Below are 14,206 nucleotides of genomic sequence, written 5' to 3' on the forward strand. Positions count from 1 at the left end.
TATGCAAACGATCATTTAGTCGATCATCGACCAAACCGCCCGCATATCTCTTCAGTAAAACCATCAATGTCAAAGAGCCGAAGACAAAAATTACCAGCAGCACCCAATCCTCAGGTGCTAACCGCCAACCTAATCTTCCGAATTTCTATCGCTTCAACCGCTTCAAACCGTCTCTTTCGATCCCGTCCGCCGCGGCTTCCGCGCCCCGCTGCGTCGTCTGCCGCTGCGGTGAAGCGGTATTTACGGAGAACACCCACAACCCGCAACCCCTTTTTTCACAAAAACATGCCAAAAACCAAAAAAATCAGCCAACCAACTGAAATTAAAGCATATATTTCGAACAGTTTTATGACGCCAATCCCCAACACACCCAAAACTACAGGAATCCCCCGCCCAAAAACCAACCCACACACACCCTGCCCCAGCCGAACCCGCCCCAACGCGAAAACAAACCCACCTCAAAGCGCTCCTTAACGGCCCATCAAACCCCAGCCACCCCGAAGAAGCATCAGCAGGGTGAATGCCGCGATCCAGATCCAGCCTTCCTGAGAGATCACCTTCATCTGCCAGACATAATGCAGCACGCCCAAGCCGACGGCCGGATAGACCAGCCAGTGCAGGCGGCGCCAGTTTTTGCCCAGATGCCGAATCGAGGCCTTATTCGAGGTCAGCGCCAGCGGGATCATCAGCACAAAGGCGGCAATCCCGAAGAACAGATAGGGGCGGCGATAGAGGTCAGGCAGGAGCTGCCCCCAGAGCAGCGCCATATCCAGCACCACCCAAGCCGCCAGATGCAGCGCCACATAGAAGAAGCCCAGAAGCCCCACGGCACGGCGATAACGCAGCAAGTTCACCCCCGTGGTTCGGCGCAGGGGCGAGATCACCAGCCCGCCCATCAGGAACCACAGCGCGATCTTGCCCAGACGGTGCTCGATCCCTTTGACCGGATCGACACCGATCCCGCCGGAAAGCACCAGCCACACCACCCAAGCCAAGGGGACCAGCCCCGCTATATAGACGAGCCATGTCGGCAGATGACGTGTGGCGCGATTGATCGGAGACGCGATAGCCAGCTGCATCAGTAGAACTTCCGCAGATCCATGCCTTTATAGAGAGAGGCCACCTGCTCGCCGTAGCCGTTGAACATCAGCGTCTCTTTCCGCCCGCCAAACAGCCCCGCGCCAATCACCCTCTCGGTGGCCTGTGACCAGCGCGGATGGTCTACCTGCGGGTTCACATTGGCATAGAAGCCGTATTCCTTCGGCTGCAGCGCCTGCCATGTATTCAGCGGCTGGTCTTTCAGGAGCGAGATCTTCACGATGCTCTTGGCCGATTTGAACCCGTATTTCCACGGCACGACCAGCCGGATCGGTGCGCCGTTCTGCTTGGGAAGGTCCTCACCATAAAGGCCGGTGGCCATCAGGGTCAGCGGGTTCATCGCCTCGTCCAGCCGCAGCCCTTCCTGATAGGGCCAGTCGATGCCGGAATACCCGCTCTGGCCGGGCATCTCCTTCGGGCGCAGCACCGAGGTGAACCCCACATATCGGGCGCCGGATTGCACACCGACGCTTTCCAGCAGGTCCGACAACTGGAACCCCGACCACGGGATCACCATCGACCAGGCCTCGACACAGCGGAAACGGTAGATACGTTCGCTGACGGTGACCATCTTCAGCAGATCCTCCAGCGCATAGGTGCCGGGCCTCTCGACCAGCCCGTCAATCTCCACCGACCAAGGGGTCGTGGTCAGCGCCGCCGCATATTTTTTCGGGTCCGACTTGTCCCAGCCGAATTCGTAGAAATTGTTGTAAGAGGTGATCTCCTCGAAGCTATTGGGCGTGAGCGCCTCGGCACGGGCGCCGCGCGGCAGGGCCGTGACACACGCCGCCCCGAGGCCACCAGCCATGATCTGGCGGCGGTTGAGAAACATCTCCTTCGGGGTGACATCCCGATCCTTGTAGATATCCCAGTCTTGGCGCATCATCGACCCTCCGGCTATAGGCATCTGGCAAAGCATACGGGGAAGTATACGGGCCGGACGGGGCAGAAGTTTCAGGCTTTGCGCAAAAATCCCTCACGATTTGGTCACCCCGCAGCCTGTAGGATCTTTACTCGGGCGGCTAGCCGCCCTATCTCTGCCCGATCATGGCTAAGAAACCGAGTTCCGAGAATAACGGCCTGATCGCCGAGAACCGTCAGGCACGCTACCATTACGCCGTCGAGGATACGCTCGAGGCAGGCATCGTGCTGACCGGATCCGAGGTCAAGTCCCTGCGCAATGGCCGCGCCAATATCGCCGAGAGCTATGCATCCGTCGAAGAGGCGGAGCTGTGGCTGATCAACGGCAATATCGAGAAATACGCTCAGGCCAAGACCTTCGGCCATGAGGAACGCCGCAAGCGCAAGCTGCTGGTGTCCAAGCGTGAACTCTCGCGGCTGTGGAATGCGACCCAGCGCGAAGGCATGACCATCGTGCCGCTGAAGATGTATTTCAATGAAAAGGGTCTGGTGAAGCTCTTGATCGGCATCGCCAAGGGGAAGAAAGTGGCCGATAAACGCGCCACCGAAGCCAAGCGCGACTGGGATCGCCAGAAGCAGCGCCTGCTCAAGCAGAACCTCTGACCTGACGCGCGGCTGCAAGCTGCGGCTGTGCGGGCAAGGCAGCCTTGCCCGATCCGCCCTTGCACCCCCGATCCTCTTCCGTTTAATCAGGAAGCTGAGTAAAAGGGAGGGAGGCGCGCGATGGATAATCCGAAGATACTGGTATCGACCGACTGGCTTGAGGACCATCTGAAAAATCCCGATCTGCGGGTGATCGATGCATCCTGGTTCATGCCGGGGTCCGATAAGGATGCGAAGGCGGCGTATGACGCCTGCCATATCCCCGGCGCACGCTTTTTCGATATCGACGAGATTTCCGACCAGCGTTCCGATCTGCCACATATGGCACCGCCCGCCGAAAAGTTCATCTCGCGGATGCGGGCAATGGGCGTGGGCGACGGCCATCAGGTGGTGATCTACGATCAATGCGGCATTTTCTCGGCACCGCGCGTGTGGTGGCTGTTCAAGCTGTTCGGCAAAGCCGATGTTGCGGTGCTGGATGGGGGCCTGCCGAAATGGCTGGCCGAGAACCGCCCCACCGAAGACATGCCGCCCGTGCTGCGCGAACGGCATATGACGGTGCAGCGTCAGGCGCAGCTAGTGAAGGATGTGACGCAGGTCGCGCATAGCTCGAAACTGGGCGATGCGGTGATCATCGATGCGCGTGCCGCCGAACGCTTTGCGGGCAGCCAGCCCGAGCCGCGCCCCGGTCTGCGGGCAGGCCATATCCCCAATGCGCGCAATGTGCCCTTCGGTACGGTTCTCAACGCGAACGGCACGATGAAATCCCCCGAGGACCTGCGCGCGATTTTCGAAACAGCAGGCGTCGATCTGGCGAAACCCGCCATCACGTCCTGCGGATCGGGTGTGACGGCGGCCGTGCTGGCGCTGGCGCTCGAATCGATGGGCAAATCGGATTGGTCGCTTTATGACGGCAGCTGGTCCGAATGGGGCATGTATAACGACCTCAGGGTCGCAACCGGAGAAGCATGATGTTCAGCAATCTCAAACCCACGCCGGCGGACAAGATCCTTGCCTTGTCCGGCCTCTATCGCGCCGATCCGCGCGACGAAAAGATCGACCTTGGTGTCGGCGTCTACAAGACTGCTGAAGGCAAGACCCCGATCATGTCGGCAATCTCGAAAGCCGAGAAGATCCTGCACGAGACCGAAACCACCAAAACCTATGCCAGCCTGATCGGCCAGCCGGATTTCCACGGCGCAATGGCCGCGATGGTGCTGGGCGAAGGCTATCCGGCGGACCGTCTGGCCTTCCTGTCGACCGTCGGCGGCACCGGTGCCTGCCGTCAGGCCTTCGAACTGGCGCGTCTGGCCAACCCCGAGATGAAAGTCTGGGTGTCGGACCCGACCTGGCCGAACCATATCGCCATCCTGAATTTCATGGGTGTCGAGGTCAAACCCTACCGGTATTTCGACAATGACGCCCGCGCGGTGGCCTTTGACGCGATGATCGAAGACCTCAAGCAGGCCAAGAAGGGGGATGTCGTCCTGCTGCATGGCTGCTGCCATAACCCGACCGGCGCGAACCTGACGCTGGAGCAATGGGCCGTGGTTGCCGAGACCCTGCTGGCAAACGGCGCGACCCCGATGATCGATCTGGCCTATCAGGGCTTTGGCGACGGTCTGGAAGCCGATGCCGCAGGCACCCGCCTGATGGCCGAGAAGATGCCGGAACTGATGATCGCGGCCTCCTGCTCGAAGAACTTCGGCATCTACCGCGAGCGCACCGGCTGTCTGATGGTGCTGGGCGATGCGGCCAATACCGCAATCACGCAGGACAATCTGGGCAAGCTGAACCGTCTGGCCTATTCCTTCCCGCCCTTCCACGGGCAGGCGCTGGTGGCGAAAGTCCTGACCGACCCGACCCTGCGTCAGGAATGGGAAGACGAGCTGGAATCCGTGCGCAACGGCATGCTGGGCCTGCGCGAGCAACTGGCCGCAGAGCTGCGCCAGTTGACCAATTCGGACCGGTTCGACTTCCTCGCCCGTCACCGCGGCATGTTCTCGCGTCTGGGGGCGACCGAGGCACAGGTGATGAAAATGCGCGAAGATAACGCGATCTATATGGTCGGTGACTCGCGTCTGAACATCGCCGGCCTGAATGAAAACTCGGTGCCGCTCTTGGCCAAGGCGATTGTCGCAGCCGGCGTCTGACCCGCAGATTGCATCTTTAAGACCTAAGTAGGCAGCCCCCAGGGCTGCCTTTTTTCATATATTGTAAGACGAATGCGGTAGAGTTACTTTGAGCAAACTTATAAAATAATAACCGTTTCATCCTAAGATGATGTCAGACAACAGAGGTTCCCTATGCCCAAAGCCCGCCTAGCCTATCTTCTGCACGACGCCTCGCGCGCCGTGCGCAGCCGCTTTGAAACCCATACGGCCGATATCGGACTGACATCTTCGCAATGGCGCCTTATGTCGATTCTCATGCGTGAAGGACCGCTGCCGCAGGCGCGGATTGCCGAGTTGATGGAAATCGAGCCGATCTCGGTATCGCGTCTTGTCGACCGGATGGAACAGGGCGGCTGGGTCGAGCGGGCCCCCTCCCCCAATGACCGTCGCGTGCGGCTGGTTGCGCCGACAGAAAAGGCCCAGAACACGTTCACCGAAGCCCGTAGCGCCGCTGACCGCGTTTATGCCGAATCCATGACCGGTATGCCCGAGGGCACCTATGAAGAACTGACCGACATTCTGGAAAAGCTGATCCACAACCTCAATACGCTGAACAACCAGCACCGTTGAGGCCACGCCCAGATCGCGACAGCCTTGCCCCGGGCGTGTTACAGGCGACGCCATCACATAGCAAAAGGCCCGGATCGCACGGATCCGGGCCTTTCTTCTAAGCGGTGATGCGCCCCTCTTACGGGTGATACGCGCTTTCGCCATGCGAGGTCTGGTCCAGACCCTGACGCTCTTCGTCTTGGCTGACGCGGAAGCCGACAAGGGCCTTGGTGATGTAGAGCAGGATGATCGAGCCGATCCCCGTCCACAGGATGGTCACACCAATCGCCTTGATCTGCGCCATGACCTGTGCCGCCATCGTGCCTGCCTCGACCACATAGCCGGTGCCGCCCAGCGACGGTGCGCACAGGATACCGGTGCCGATCGCGCCGACGATCCCGCCCACGCCGTGGATGCCGAAGACATCGAGGCTGTCGTCATAGCCGAACTTGTTCTTCACGGTGGTGACGAAGAAGTAGCAGAAGCCCGAAGCCACAGCGCCCAGAACAATCGCGCCAACCGGACCGGTGGTGCCACATGCCGGAGTGATCGCCACGAGGCCTGCAACCATCCCCGAGGCAGCCCCCAGCATCGACGCCTTGCCACGTGCCATCGATTCGATGAGGCACCATGCAAGGATCGCGCCAGCAGTGGCCACGAAGGTGTTGAACAGTGCCAGCGTTGCGCCGCCATTGGCTTCAAGGTTGGAGCCCGCGTTGAAGCCGAACCAGCCGACCCACAGCATCGCCGCACCCACCAGCGTCAGCGTCATCGAATGCGGTGCCATCATATCGCGGCCCAGACCGATGCGCGGCCCGATGAAGATCGCGGCAACAAGCGCAGCCACACCGGCATTGATATGCACCACGGTGCCGCCGGCAAAGTCGATTGCGCCCATGTTGAAGATCAGGCCTGCGCCATCCCACACCATATGGGCGATCGGGAAGTAGACGAAGGTGACCCAAAGCGCCGAGAAGACCAGAACGCCCGAGAATTTCACACGCTCGGCGAACCCGCCGATGAACAGCGCCGGAGTGATTGCGGCAAATGTCATCTGGAACGCGATGAAGACATATTCCGGCAGCACGACACCATCAGTGAAGGTGGCGGCGGTCGTGTCCGGCGTAACCCCTGCAAGGAACAGCTTGCCAAAACCGCCCCAGAACGGCGAGGTGCCGCCGCCAAAGGCCATCGAGTAGCCATAGACCACCCAGATCACCATCACCATTGCGCCGACTACGGTACATTGCATCAGAATCGAGAGCATGTTCTTGGTGCGCACAAGCCCGCCATAGAACAGTGCCAGACCGGGAACGAGCATGAAGAGCACGAGCAGGCTCGCGGTCATCATCCAGGCCACGTCGCCCTTGTCGATCACAGGCGCTGCCGCTTCCGTGGCGTCCTGTGCCAAAGCCGGCAGGGCCGACAGGGCGAATGCCGAGGCAAGCGCCGCTGATTTCAGCAATTTGTTCATTTCACCTATCCCTGTATTCCGTAACGCTTATAGAGCGTCTTCGTTGGTTTCCCCGGTACGAACGCGAACCGACTGTGCCACATCGAGCACAAAGATCTTGCCATCACCGATCTTGTCGGTTTTTGCGGCTTTGAGGATCGTGTCGACGACCTCATCCGCCAGACCATCGGTCACGACGATTTCAAGCTTCACCTTCGGCACGAAATTCACCGCGTATTCGGCGCCACGATAGATTTCCGTATGACCGGACTGCGCTCCGAAACCCTTGATTTCGGTCACCATCATGCCACGCACGCCGATGGAGGTGAGTGCTTCACGCACCTCTTCCAGCTTGAAAGGCTTGATTGCTGCAATAATCAGTTTCACGTTCGATCCCTTCCTGTATCCGCAGCTCCGCCTGCCGGATTCGATAGGCGGCACGCTGTCAGAAAGCCCATTTCTTAGGCATTGCACAAGCAAACCCTCATCGCCTCCTCACGATCCCGTGCCTTTCAGCGCAGGCAATATCCAATATTTAAGCAGCAAGATTAAAATTTAAGCGGACAATATACCGAATCGTGAGAACCATAATCTCCACAAAGCCTGCCCAGCCGTGTAAATTATCCGCAACGATCAAAAACGGAAACGAGCAGATGGCAAATAATGGCGGCCCGCGCAAACCGCTGGTGGCGGAACGACGCTACCCTCGCGGCGGCAAACCTGGACCGAAGAAGACCCCCCCAAAGAAATCCGCAAAACCGGCTCGGAAGCGTCCTGTGCGGCGTCACGGCCTGATTGTCGGATTGCTGCTGGGCCTTTTGAGGTTCTTCGGAAGCCTGCTGTTCAAGGTCACGTGGCGCGTCTTTGCCGTGATCGCTTTGGTGCTGGGTAGCTTCGTCTATTACTACTACACCCAGCTCCCGCCGCTCGAGACCCTGCTGGATGGCCGGACCCGCGGCTCTGTCACGATGCTCGACCGTGACAATCAGGTTTTCGCATGGCGCGGGGAAACCTTTGGCGGCCAGATTACCGCCAAGAACGTTTCGCCCTATCTGCGCGAGGCCGTCGTGGCCACCGAAGACCGCCGCTTCTACCATCATTTCGGGGTCAGCCCGCGCGGCATCGCCTCGGCGATCCGCATCAACCTCAGCGAGGGGCGCGGCCCCTTCTCCGGCAATGGCGGCTCGACCATCACGCAACAGGTGGCAAAGCTTCTGTGTCTGGGCGTCGAATATGACCCCAAGAAATGGAAGAACGAGGCCGAATATGAAACCGACTGCCGCTCGGGCGGGCTGACGCGCAAGATCAAAGAGATCCCCTATGCGCTGGCGATGGAAGCCAAGTATACCAAAAACGACATCCTGACGATCTATCTCAACAGGGCCTATCTGGGGGCGGGCGCGCGCGGCTTCGAAGCCGCCGCACAGCGGTATTTCGGGATCTCGGCAGCCAATGTGAACCCGCAGCAGGCCGCCATGCTTGCCGGCCTGCTGAAAGCACCGACCCGCTATGCCCCGACCAATAATCTGGCACGTTCGCAGGCGCGGGCAGGCACGGTTCTGGCCCTGATGCACGAGCAGAAATTCCTGACCGATGCCCAGTATCAGGAGGCCGTGGCGCATCCCGCAACCCTGTCGGAAGCGGCGCAGAAACGTGCGGGCGGCTATTTTGCCGACTGGGTGATGGATGACATCCCGCCCTTCCTGTCAAGCGACACCACCGAAGATGTGATCGTGCATACCACGCTGGACCAACGGGTGCAGGCTGCCGCCGAAAGCGCGCTGAAGGATGTGTTCGACAACAAGGTCAAGGATGGCTCCAAAGCGGAAGCGGCGATCATTGTCATGAGCGCCGACGGGGCGGTCCGTGCGATGGTCGGCGGGCGCGAAAGCAAGGTGACGGGGGCGTTCAACCGCGCGACAATGGCCCTGCGCCAGCCCGGTTCGACCTTCAAGCCCTTCGTCTATGCGGCGGCGATGGATATGGGCTACACACCTGATTCCATCGTGCAGGACACACCTCTGACGCTGAACATTCCCGGCTCCGGCCCGTGGTCACCGCAGAACTACGAGCGCACCTATAGCGGCCCGATCACCCTGACGCAGGCGCTGACGCATTCGGTCAATGTGGCCACCGTGCGCCTACAGGAAGAGGTAGGCCGCGATGCCGTGCGCAAAGTGGCGGAAGATTTCGGCTTCGGGCACAATCTAGCCAAGGGTCCGGCGCTGGGTCTCGGGGTGTCGGAATCGACCCTGATCGACATGACGGGGGCCTATGCGGGCATCCTCAATGGCGGCTCCTCGGTCCGACCCTATGGCCTGACGGACCTGCGACTGAAGGGGGACCAGACCCCGATCTTCACTTCCGGCGGCGGCATCGGCGAGCGGGTCATCTCCGAGAAAGCCGCGCGCGAGCTGGTCTATATGATGCATTCCGTCGTCGAGAACGGCACCGGCCGCCGCGCCAAGCTGAACGGCTACGAGGTTGCGGGCAAGACCGGCACCACCCAGTCGGCGCGGGATGCATGGTTTATCGGCTTCACCGCCGATTACGTCACCGGCGTCTGGATGGGCAATGACAATAACAAGCCCCTGACCGGCGTGACCGGCGGCGGCCTGCCCGCCGAGATCTGGCACGAGGTCATGACCCGCGTCGAACAGGGGCAGGAATCGAAACCGCTGCCGATGGCCGACCCGTCGGAATGGCGCGGCCAGACCCAGCCCTATGACGGGCAAACCTATGACGGGCAGACCTATTCCAGCGATGGCACCGTCGTGTCCGGCTGGAATGCGCAGAACCAGCCGGTTCAGCAGCAAGAGCCGAATATCGCCGAAAAGATCATCAATGATGTTCTGGGGGCGATTACCGGAAAACGTTAGAGCTTTAACGAGATTCAACCCTTGCGGTAAATCTTCGGAAAGACCTCTGGGCAACACTGGACCCCGGCACCTCTTGAAACAGGTGCCGGGGTTCTTTTGCGACAACTCTGAAAGGGTGTCATGCCGGATCGTCGTTTTCTGAAGGGAAAGAAAGAGCTGAATGCCGAACGGCAGCGCGAGGCAGGGCTTCTGGTCAGCGTCGCGGTGTTCTCGGCTTTCGTGAACCTGCTGATGATGACGGGTCCGATGTTCATGCTGCAGGTCTATGACAGGGTGCTGGCTTCGCGTGCGGAGGAAACGCTGGCCAGCCTGTTCCTGCTGGTGGTGTTTCTTTACACGATCATGGGCACTCTGGATTTTGCCCGCGCCCAGCTGATGTCGCATGTGGCCAAACGTATGATGGGCCGTCTGGAATCGCGGGTTTTTGCCGCGGTGCTACGCCGCAATGCGCTCAACCCCGAAGATCTGGTCTCCAGTCTGGGTCTGGTCGATCTGGATGCCGTGCAGAAACTTCTGGGCTCGCGCATTCTGCTGGCCATCTTCGACATGCCTTGGTCACCGCTGTTTTTCATGGCCATCTTCATCTTCCATCCGCTGCTGGGACTTCTGGCATTGGGCGGCGGCGCGGTTCTGATTGCGGTCACCCTGCTCAACCGTCTGGCCACCCGTGGCCTCAGCCGCGAGGCCGCGAAAGCGCAAACCACCTCCAGCAGGCTGGGCACCTATTTGCGCGACGAGGCCGAACTGTTGCAGGCCTTGGGCATGCAGGGCGCCGCCTTCCGGCGCTGGCGCGACAGCCGCAGCCTTGCCACCCAAAGCGAGGCCCGCGCCGCCGACCGCACGAATGGCTTCACCACCTTTACCCGCAGCTTCCGGCAGCTTCTGCAATCCGCCATGCTGGCCCTGGGTGCCTGGGTTGTCTTGCGCGGCGAGATGAGCGCGGGGGCGATGATTGCTGGCTCGATCCTCATGGGGCGCGCCCTCAGCCCCGTGGAAACCGTCATTGGCGGATGGAGCGTCATCATGCGCGCCCGCGACGGCTGGAACCGTCTGCCGGAATTGCTTGATAGCAAGCCCGCCGAAAGCAGCACGATCCCTTCGCGCCCCGCCGCGCGGATCTGGGCAAAAGACCTGACCGTCTTTCCGCCCGGCGCCCGCAAGCCCGCCCTGCGTGCCGTCAGCTTCCGGCTGGAACCCGGACAGGCGCTGGGGGTCATCGGGCCTTCGGGATGCGGCAAGACCACACTGGCACGGACCCTATGCGGCGTCAGGCCGATTGCCGACGGGCATCTGCGTCTGGACCATAACGAACTTGCGCGTTTCCAGTCGGACACGCTGGGCCAGCTTCTGGGCTATCTTCCGCAGAACGTTACGCTTTTCGAGGGCACGATTGCGGAAAACATCGCACGCATGAAAGAGACACCGTCTCTCGATTCGGTGATCGAGGCGGCAAAGCGCGCCGATGCGCATGACATGATCCTTGATCTGCCGGACGGTTACGAGACACGGGTGCAGGGCGCGTCGGGGCCGCTCTCGGGCGGACAGATCCAGCGCATCGGTCTGGCCCGCGCGCTTTACGGCGATCCCGTCCTGCTGATTCTGGACGAGCCGAATGCCAATCTTGATGCCGATGGAAGCGCCGCACTCAACCATGCCATCCGCGAAATGAAGGCGCGGCGGGGCGCGGTGATCGTGATGGCCCATCGTCCGGCGGCCATTACGGAATGCGATATGCTGCTGATGCTGGACCGTGGTCAGGTCCGCGCCTATGGCCCGCGCCAAGAGGTTTTGTCCAAAACCGTGCGAAACGCCAAGGATATCAGCCAGATCGCCAGCTATGACCGGTCCAAAGCCCAGCCCCGTCACGGAGGCCCCCTCTGATGCGCTACGAACCTCAAACCCCGCTCCGGGTGGCCGACCTTTCCAGACGTCTGGCCCAGACCCCTCCCCGCCCGGTGACCCCGGCAAAAAAGCCCGTGCCTTCGGGGCAGATCGCCCCCAAAGACAGCGCCACCAAACGGCTGCTGCTTCTGGGCTATGCGGCGCTGTTCATTCTGGTGGTGATCTTCGGCAGCTGGGCAAGCCTGACAACCATCGCGGGGGCTGTTATCGTTTCCGGCCGTCTGGAATTCGACACGAACCGGCAGGTGGTGCAGCACCCTCAGGGGGGAAGGGTCGAGGAAATCTATGTGCATGACGGCGATAAGGTTGCCGCCGGAGATATTCTGATCCGGCTGGACGGTGGCGATATGCAATCTGATCTCACCATCCTCGAAGACCAGCTGTTCGACCTGCGGGCACGGCGCGCAAGGCTCCAGGCCGAAAGAATTGGCGCAGAGCAGGTGGCCCTACCCCCTGTTCTGGCCGCGAAAGCCGCCAATCGTGCCGATTTGCGGAAGATCCTGACGGGCCAGTCCACCTTGTTCGATGCCCGCCGCGAAACACTGGCCCAGATGCTGTCCCAGCTGGATCGCAAAGCGCTTCAGGCCGCCAACCGGCTGACAGGGATCGACGCGCAGATCAACGCCATCGGGCAACAGCAAATGCTTCTGTCGCGCGAGTTACAATCGCAAAAAGGCCTTTTTGAACGCGGTCTGACCCAGCGCACACGCATTCTCTCTCTGGAGCGCGAACTGGCCAGTCTTCTCGGACAACGCGGCCAGCTTATCGCACAACGCGCCGAAACCGAGGAAGAGATCACCTCGACCGAAATCCAGAAGCTCCAAGCCACGTCCGAACGCCGCGTCGAAGCCGAGGACCAGCTGCGCGACATCGACCAGAAAGAACTGACCTTGATGGAGCAAACGCGCGATTTGCGAAACAAGATCGCGCTTCTGGACATCCGCGCGCCGATTGACGGGATCGTGCACGAGATGGCCATCACGACCCGTCTGGCCGTACTTCGTCCCGCAGATCCGGTGCTTTATCTTATCCCGCAAGACCGCCCGATGCTGATCGAAATTCGCGTGCCACCCATGAATATTGACGAGATACGGCAGGATCAGGTGGCCTCGCTGCGCCTGCCCAGCCTGCCCTCCCGCGAAACACCCGAACTCTCCGGTCGCGTTCTGCGGATTTCGCCCGACGCATCGGTCGATCCGGCCACATCAACCACCTATTACCGCGCGGAGGTGATGCCCGATGCTGCGGCAGAGGCAGAAATGTCCAAGATGCCGCTTCTGCCGGGCATGCCGGTCGAAGCCTATCTGCGCACCACTGACCGCACGCCCCTCAGCTATATTCTGGCACCTTTCATGAGCTATCTGGAACATGCCTTCCGCGAAAGTTGAGCTAAAGACGGTTCAGCAATCCAACGGTCGGCCAAGCATCGGCAGGCAACCCCAGAGCGGATTGCGCACCTTGTACGGCGGCCCGCGTCTTGCGGCCCAAGATGCCGTCCACCGTGCCGACATCCGCGCCACGGGCCGAGAGCTTTTCTTGTAAGATCTTGATCTGGGCCTTCGAAAGCCCCGGATCGGGATGGCCCGCCTCGAAAACCGGAGCCCCTTCCAGTCGCGTCGCGAAATAGGCCGCCGTCGTCACATAGACAAAACTCTTATTCCACTCGAACAGAACCTCGAAATTTGGGTAAGCAAGGAAGGCCGGCCCCTTGCGCCCCATCGGCAGGATCACGGCGGCAGACAATGCGGGGTCCAATACGCCATCGCGCGGCACCACCCCGCGCGCGACCCATTCCGAGATGGGCGCCGGATGATCCAGCCCGGTCCGCGCCCAATCCAGATCATCGGGTAACGTCACCTCTTGCAGCCAAGGCGCGTTCGGTTGCCAGCCCAGATGACGCAGCAGTCTGGCCGCCGACGTCAGAGCATCCGCCGCAGACCCTTTCAAATCGACATGCCCGTCCCCGTCGCCATCCACCCCGTTTTCCAGAATATCCCTGGGCAGCATCTGGACCTGCCCGATCTCGCCCGCCCATGCGCCACGGGTTCGCAAAGGGTCGAAATCCCCCCGCGCATACAGCTTTGCAGCCGCCATGACCTGTGGCAGAAACAGCTGGGGGCGGCGGCAATCATGTGCCAGCGTCAACAGCGCATCGCGGGTCTTGTACGTCCCCTGCACCTGTCCGAAATCGGTTTCCAACCCCCAGAAAGCCAGAAGCACGCCACGTGAAACACCGTAATTCTGCTCGATGTCTTGCAGCAACGGGCCTTGTTTCACCGCTTGATACGCGCCGGTCTCAAGACGGTTCCGGCTTATCACCCGACGCGCGAAGTCATCGAAATCCAACCGGAACACACCCTGCGCCCGATCCGCTTTCAGAACCTCCGGATCGATACGGGCCCCATGCAGAAATGCCTTCGCCTGAGAATCGCTTAGCCCCTCGGCCTGCAATTCAAGGGTCAGGGTGCTCAGAAAGGTTGTAAAATTGCCGCCACAGCCCGCCGCAGAAAGTGGCGCCGCGGCCACAGAACTTACAACCAGAAAAGAGATAAACAGGGATTTCATCGTTATTTCCTTAGGTTATCCAAAAGCTTCACATCATCCACGGCTTTGCATCAGGTCAGAAA

General features: G+C 60.7%; 12 protein-coding genes. 7 read left to right on the forward strand and 5 right to left on the reverse strand.

Features of this window, described 5'->3' with window-relative positions; all coding sequences use genetic code 11:
• Positions 1 to 470 precede the first annotated feature (470 nt).
• A complete protein-coding gene (msrQ, locus tag RPE78_RS05070) occupies positions 471 to 1,079 on the reverse strand; it encodes a protein-methionine-sulfoxide reductase heme-binding subunit MsrQ (RefSeq protein WP_406721403.1) in 609 nt (202 codons plus the stop codon).
• A complete protein-coding gene (gene msrP, locus RPE78_RS05075) occupies positions 1,079 to 1,984 on the reverse strand; it encodes a protein-methionine-sulfoxide reductase catalytic subunit MsrP (protein ID WP_339108406.1) in 906 nt (301 codons plus the stop codon). The genes msrQ and msrP overlap by 1 nt, the downstream gene beginning before the upstream one ends.
• A gap of 161 nt (positions 1,985 to 2,145) precedes the next feature.
• Here msrP and smpB point away from each other — a divergent pair, with 161 nt between their 5' ends.
• The 4 genes from smpB (at position 2,146) to RPE78_RS05095 (ending at position 5,366) form a co-directional block, all read left to right on the forward strand.
• The gene (gene smpB, locus RPE78_RS05080; RefSeq protein WP_339108407.1) at positions 2,146 to 2,622 is read left to right on the forward strand and encodes an SsrA-binding protein SmpB; all 477 of its coding nucleotides are present in this window, start codon (positions 2,146 to 2,148) and stop codon (positions 2,620 to 2,622) included.
• A 120-nt stretch (positions 2,623 to 2,742) separates the two neighbouring features.
• Complete coding sequence (gene sseA, locus RPE78_RS05085) at positions 2,743 to 3,594, forward strand: 3-mercaptopyruvate sulfurtransferase (RefSeq protein ID WP_339108408.1); 852 nt, start codon at positions 2,743 to 2,745, stop codon at positions 3,592 to 3,594.
• The gene (locus tag RPE78_RS05090) at positions 3,594 to 4,775 is read left to right on the forward strand and encodes an amino acid aminotransferase (RefSeq protein ID WP_339109449.1); all 1,182 of its coding nucleotides are present in this window, start codon (positions 3,594 to 3,596) and stop codon (positions 4,773 to 4,775) included. Before sseA ends, RPE78_RS05090 begins: the two co-directional genes overlap by 1 nt.
• Positions 4,776 to 4,928: 153 nt before the next feature.
• Positions 4,929 to 5,366, forward strand: coding sequence for a MarR family transcriptional regulator (locus RPE78_RS05095; protein ID WP_339108409.1), 438 nt, complete (start codon positions 4,929 to 4,931; stop codon positions 5,364 to 5,366).
• Between the two features lie 118 nt (positions 5,367 to 5,484).
• Here the strand turns inward: RPE78_RS05095 and RPE78_RS05100 are convergent, their stop codons facing one another.
• A complete protein-coding gene (locus tag RPE78_RS05100; protein ID WP_339108410.1) occupies positions 5,485 to 6,819 on the reverse strand; it encodes an ammonium transporter in 1,335 nt (444 codons plus the stop codon).
• A gap of 27 nt (positions 6,820 to 6,846) precedes the next feature.
• Complete coding sequence (locus RPE78_RS05105) at positions 6,847 to 7,185, reverse strand: P-II family nitrogen regulator (protein WP_339108411.1); 339 nt, start codon at positions 7,183 to 7,185, stop codon at positions 6,847 to 6,849.
• Between the two features lie 266 nt (positions 7,186 to 7,451).
• On the opposite strand from RPE78_RS05105, the gene RPE78_RS05110 reads away from it, so the two are divergent.
• The 3 genes from RPE78_RS05110 to RPE78_RS05120 all read left to right on the forward strand — a co-directional run bounded on the left by RPE78_RS05110 (position 7,452) and on the right by RPE78_RS05120 (position 12,967).
• Positions 7,452 to 9,677, forward strand: a complete 2,226-nt coding sequence (locus tag RPE78_RS05110) for a transglycosylase domain-containing protein (protein WP_406721404.1) — start codon at positions 7,452 to 7,454, stop codon at positions 9,675 to 9,677.
• Between the two features lie 120 nt (positions 9,678 to 9,797).
• Positions 9,798 to 11,558: a type I secretion system permease/ATPase gene (locus tag RPE78_RS05115; protein ID WP_406721405.1), complete on the forward strand. Its 1,761-nt coding sequence runs from the start codon at positions 9,798 to 9,800 to the stop codon at positions 11,556 to 11,558.
• Positions 11,558 to 12,967, forward strand: coding sequence for an HlyD family type I secretion periplasmic adaptor subunit (locus RPE78_RS05120; protein WP_339108414.1), 1,410 nt, complete (start codon positions 11,558 to 11,560; stop codon positions 12,965 to 12,967). The genes RPE78_RS05115 and RPE78_RS05120 overlap by 1 nt, the downstream gene beginning before the upstream one ends.
• A gap of 1 nt (position 12,968) precedes the next feature.
• Here RPE78_RS05120 and RPE78_RS05125 read toward each other — a convergent pair whose 3' ends face one another.
• Positions 12,969 to 14,144, reverse strand: coding sequence for a lytic murein transglycosylase (locus RPE78_RS05125; protein ID WP_406721406.1), 1,176 nt, complete (start codon positions 14,142 to 14,144; stop codon positions 12,969 to 12,971).
• Between the last annotated feature and the right edge of the window lie 62 nt (positions 14,145 to 14,206).

It is taken from the genome of Thioclava litoralis, from assembly GCF_045278885.1.
GTDB lineage: Bacteria > Pseudomonadota > Alphaproteobacteria > Rhodobacterales > Rhodobacteraceae > Thioclava > Thioclava litoralis.

What these genes read in the sequence shown, in the direction of transcription:
- msrP (WP_339108406.1), bottom strand. Translation starts at nt 1,984, where the DNA reads ATGATGCGCCAAGACTGGGATATCTACAAGGATCGGGATGTCACCCCG.
- RPE78_RS05090 (WP_339109449.1), top strand. Translation starts at nt 3,594, where the DNA reads ATGTTCAGCAATCTCAAACCCACGCCGGCGGACAAGATCCTTGCCTTG.
- RPE78_RS05110 (WP_406721404.1), top strand. Translation starts at nt 7,452, where the DNA reads ATGGCAAATAATGGCGGCCCGCGCAAACCGCTGGTGGCGGAACGACGC.
- RPE78_RS05120 (WP_339108414.1), top strand. Translation starts at nt 11,558, where the DNA reads ATGCGCTACGAACCTCAAACCCCGCTCCGGGTGGCCGACCTTTCCAGA.
- RPE78_RS05100 (WP_339108410.1), bottom strand. Translation starts at nt 6,819, where the DNA reads ATGAACAAATTGCTGAAATCAGCGGCGCTTGCCTCGGCATTCGCCCTG.
- sseA (WP_339108408.1), top strand. Translation starts at nt 2,743, where the DNA reads ATGGATAATCCGAAGATACTGGTATCGACCGACTGGCTTGAGGACCAT.
- RPE78_RS05125 (WP_406721406.1), bottom strand. Translation starts at nt 14,144, where the DNA reads ATGAAATCCCTGTTTATCTCTTTTCTGGTTGTAAGTTCTGTGGCCGCG.
- RPE78_RS05115 (WP_406721405.1), top strand. Translation starts at nt 9,798, where the DNA reads ATGCCGGATCGTCGTTTTCTGAAGGGAAAGAAAGAGCTGAATGCCGAA.
- RPE78_RS05095 (WP_339108409.1), top strand. Translation starts at nt 4,929, where the DNA reads ATGCCCAAAGCCCGCCTAGCCTATCTTCTGCACGACGCCTCGCGCGCC.
- smpB (WP_339108407.1), top strand. Translation starts at nt 2,146, where the DNA reads ATGGCTAAGAAACCGAGTTCCGAGAATAACGGCCTGATCGCCGAGAAC.
- msrQ (WP_406721403.1), bottom strand. Translation starts at nt 1,079, where the DNA reads ATGCAGCTGGCTATCGCGTCTCCGATCAATCGCGCCACACGTCATCTG.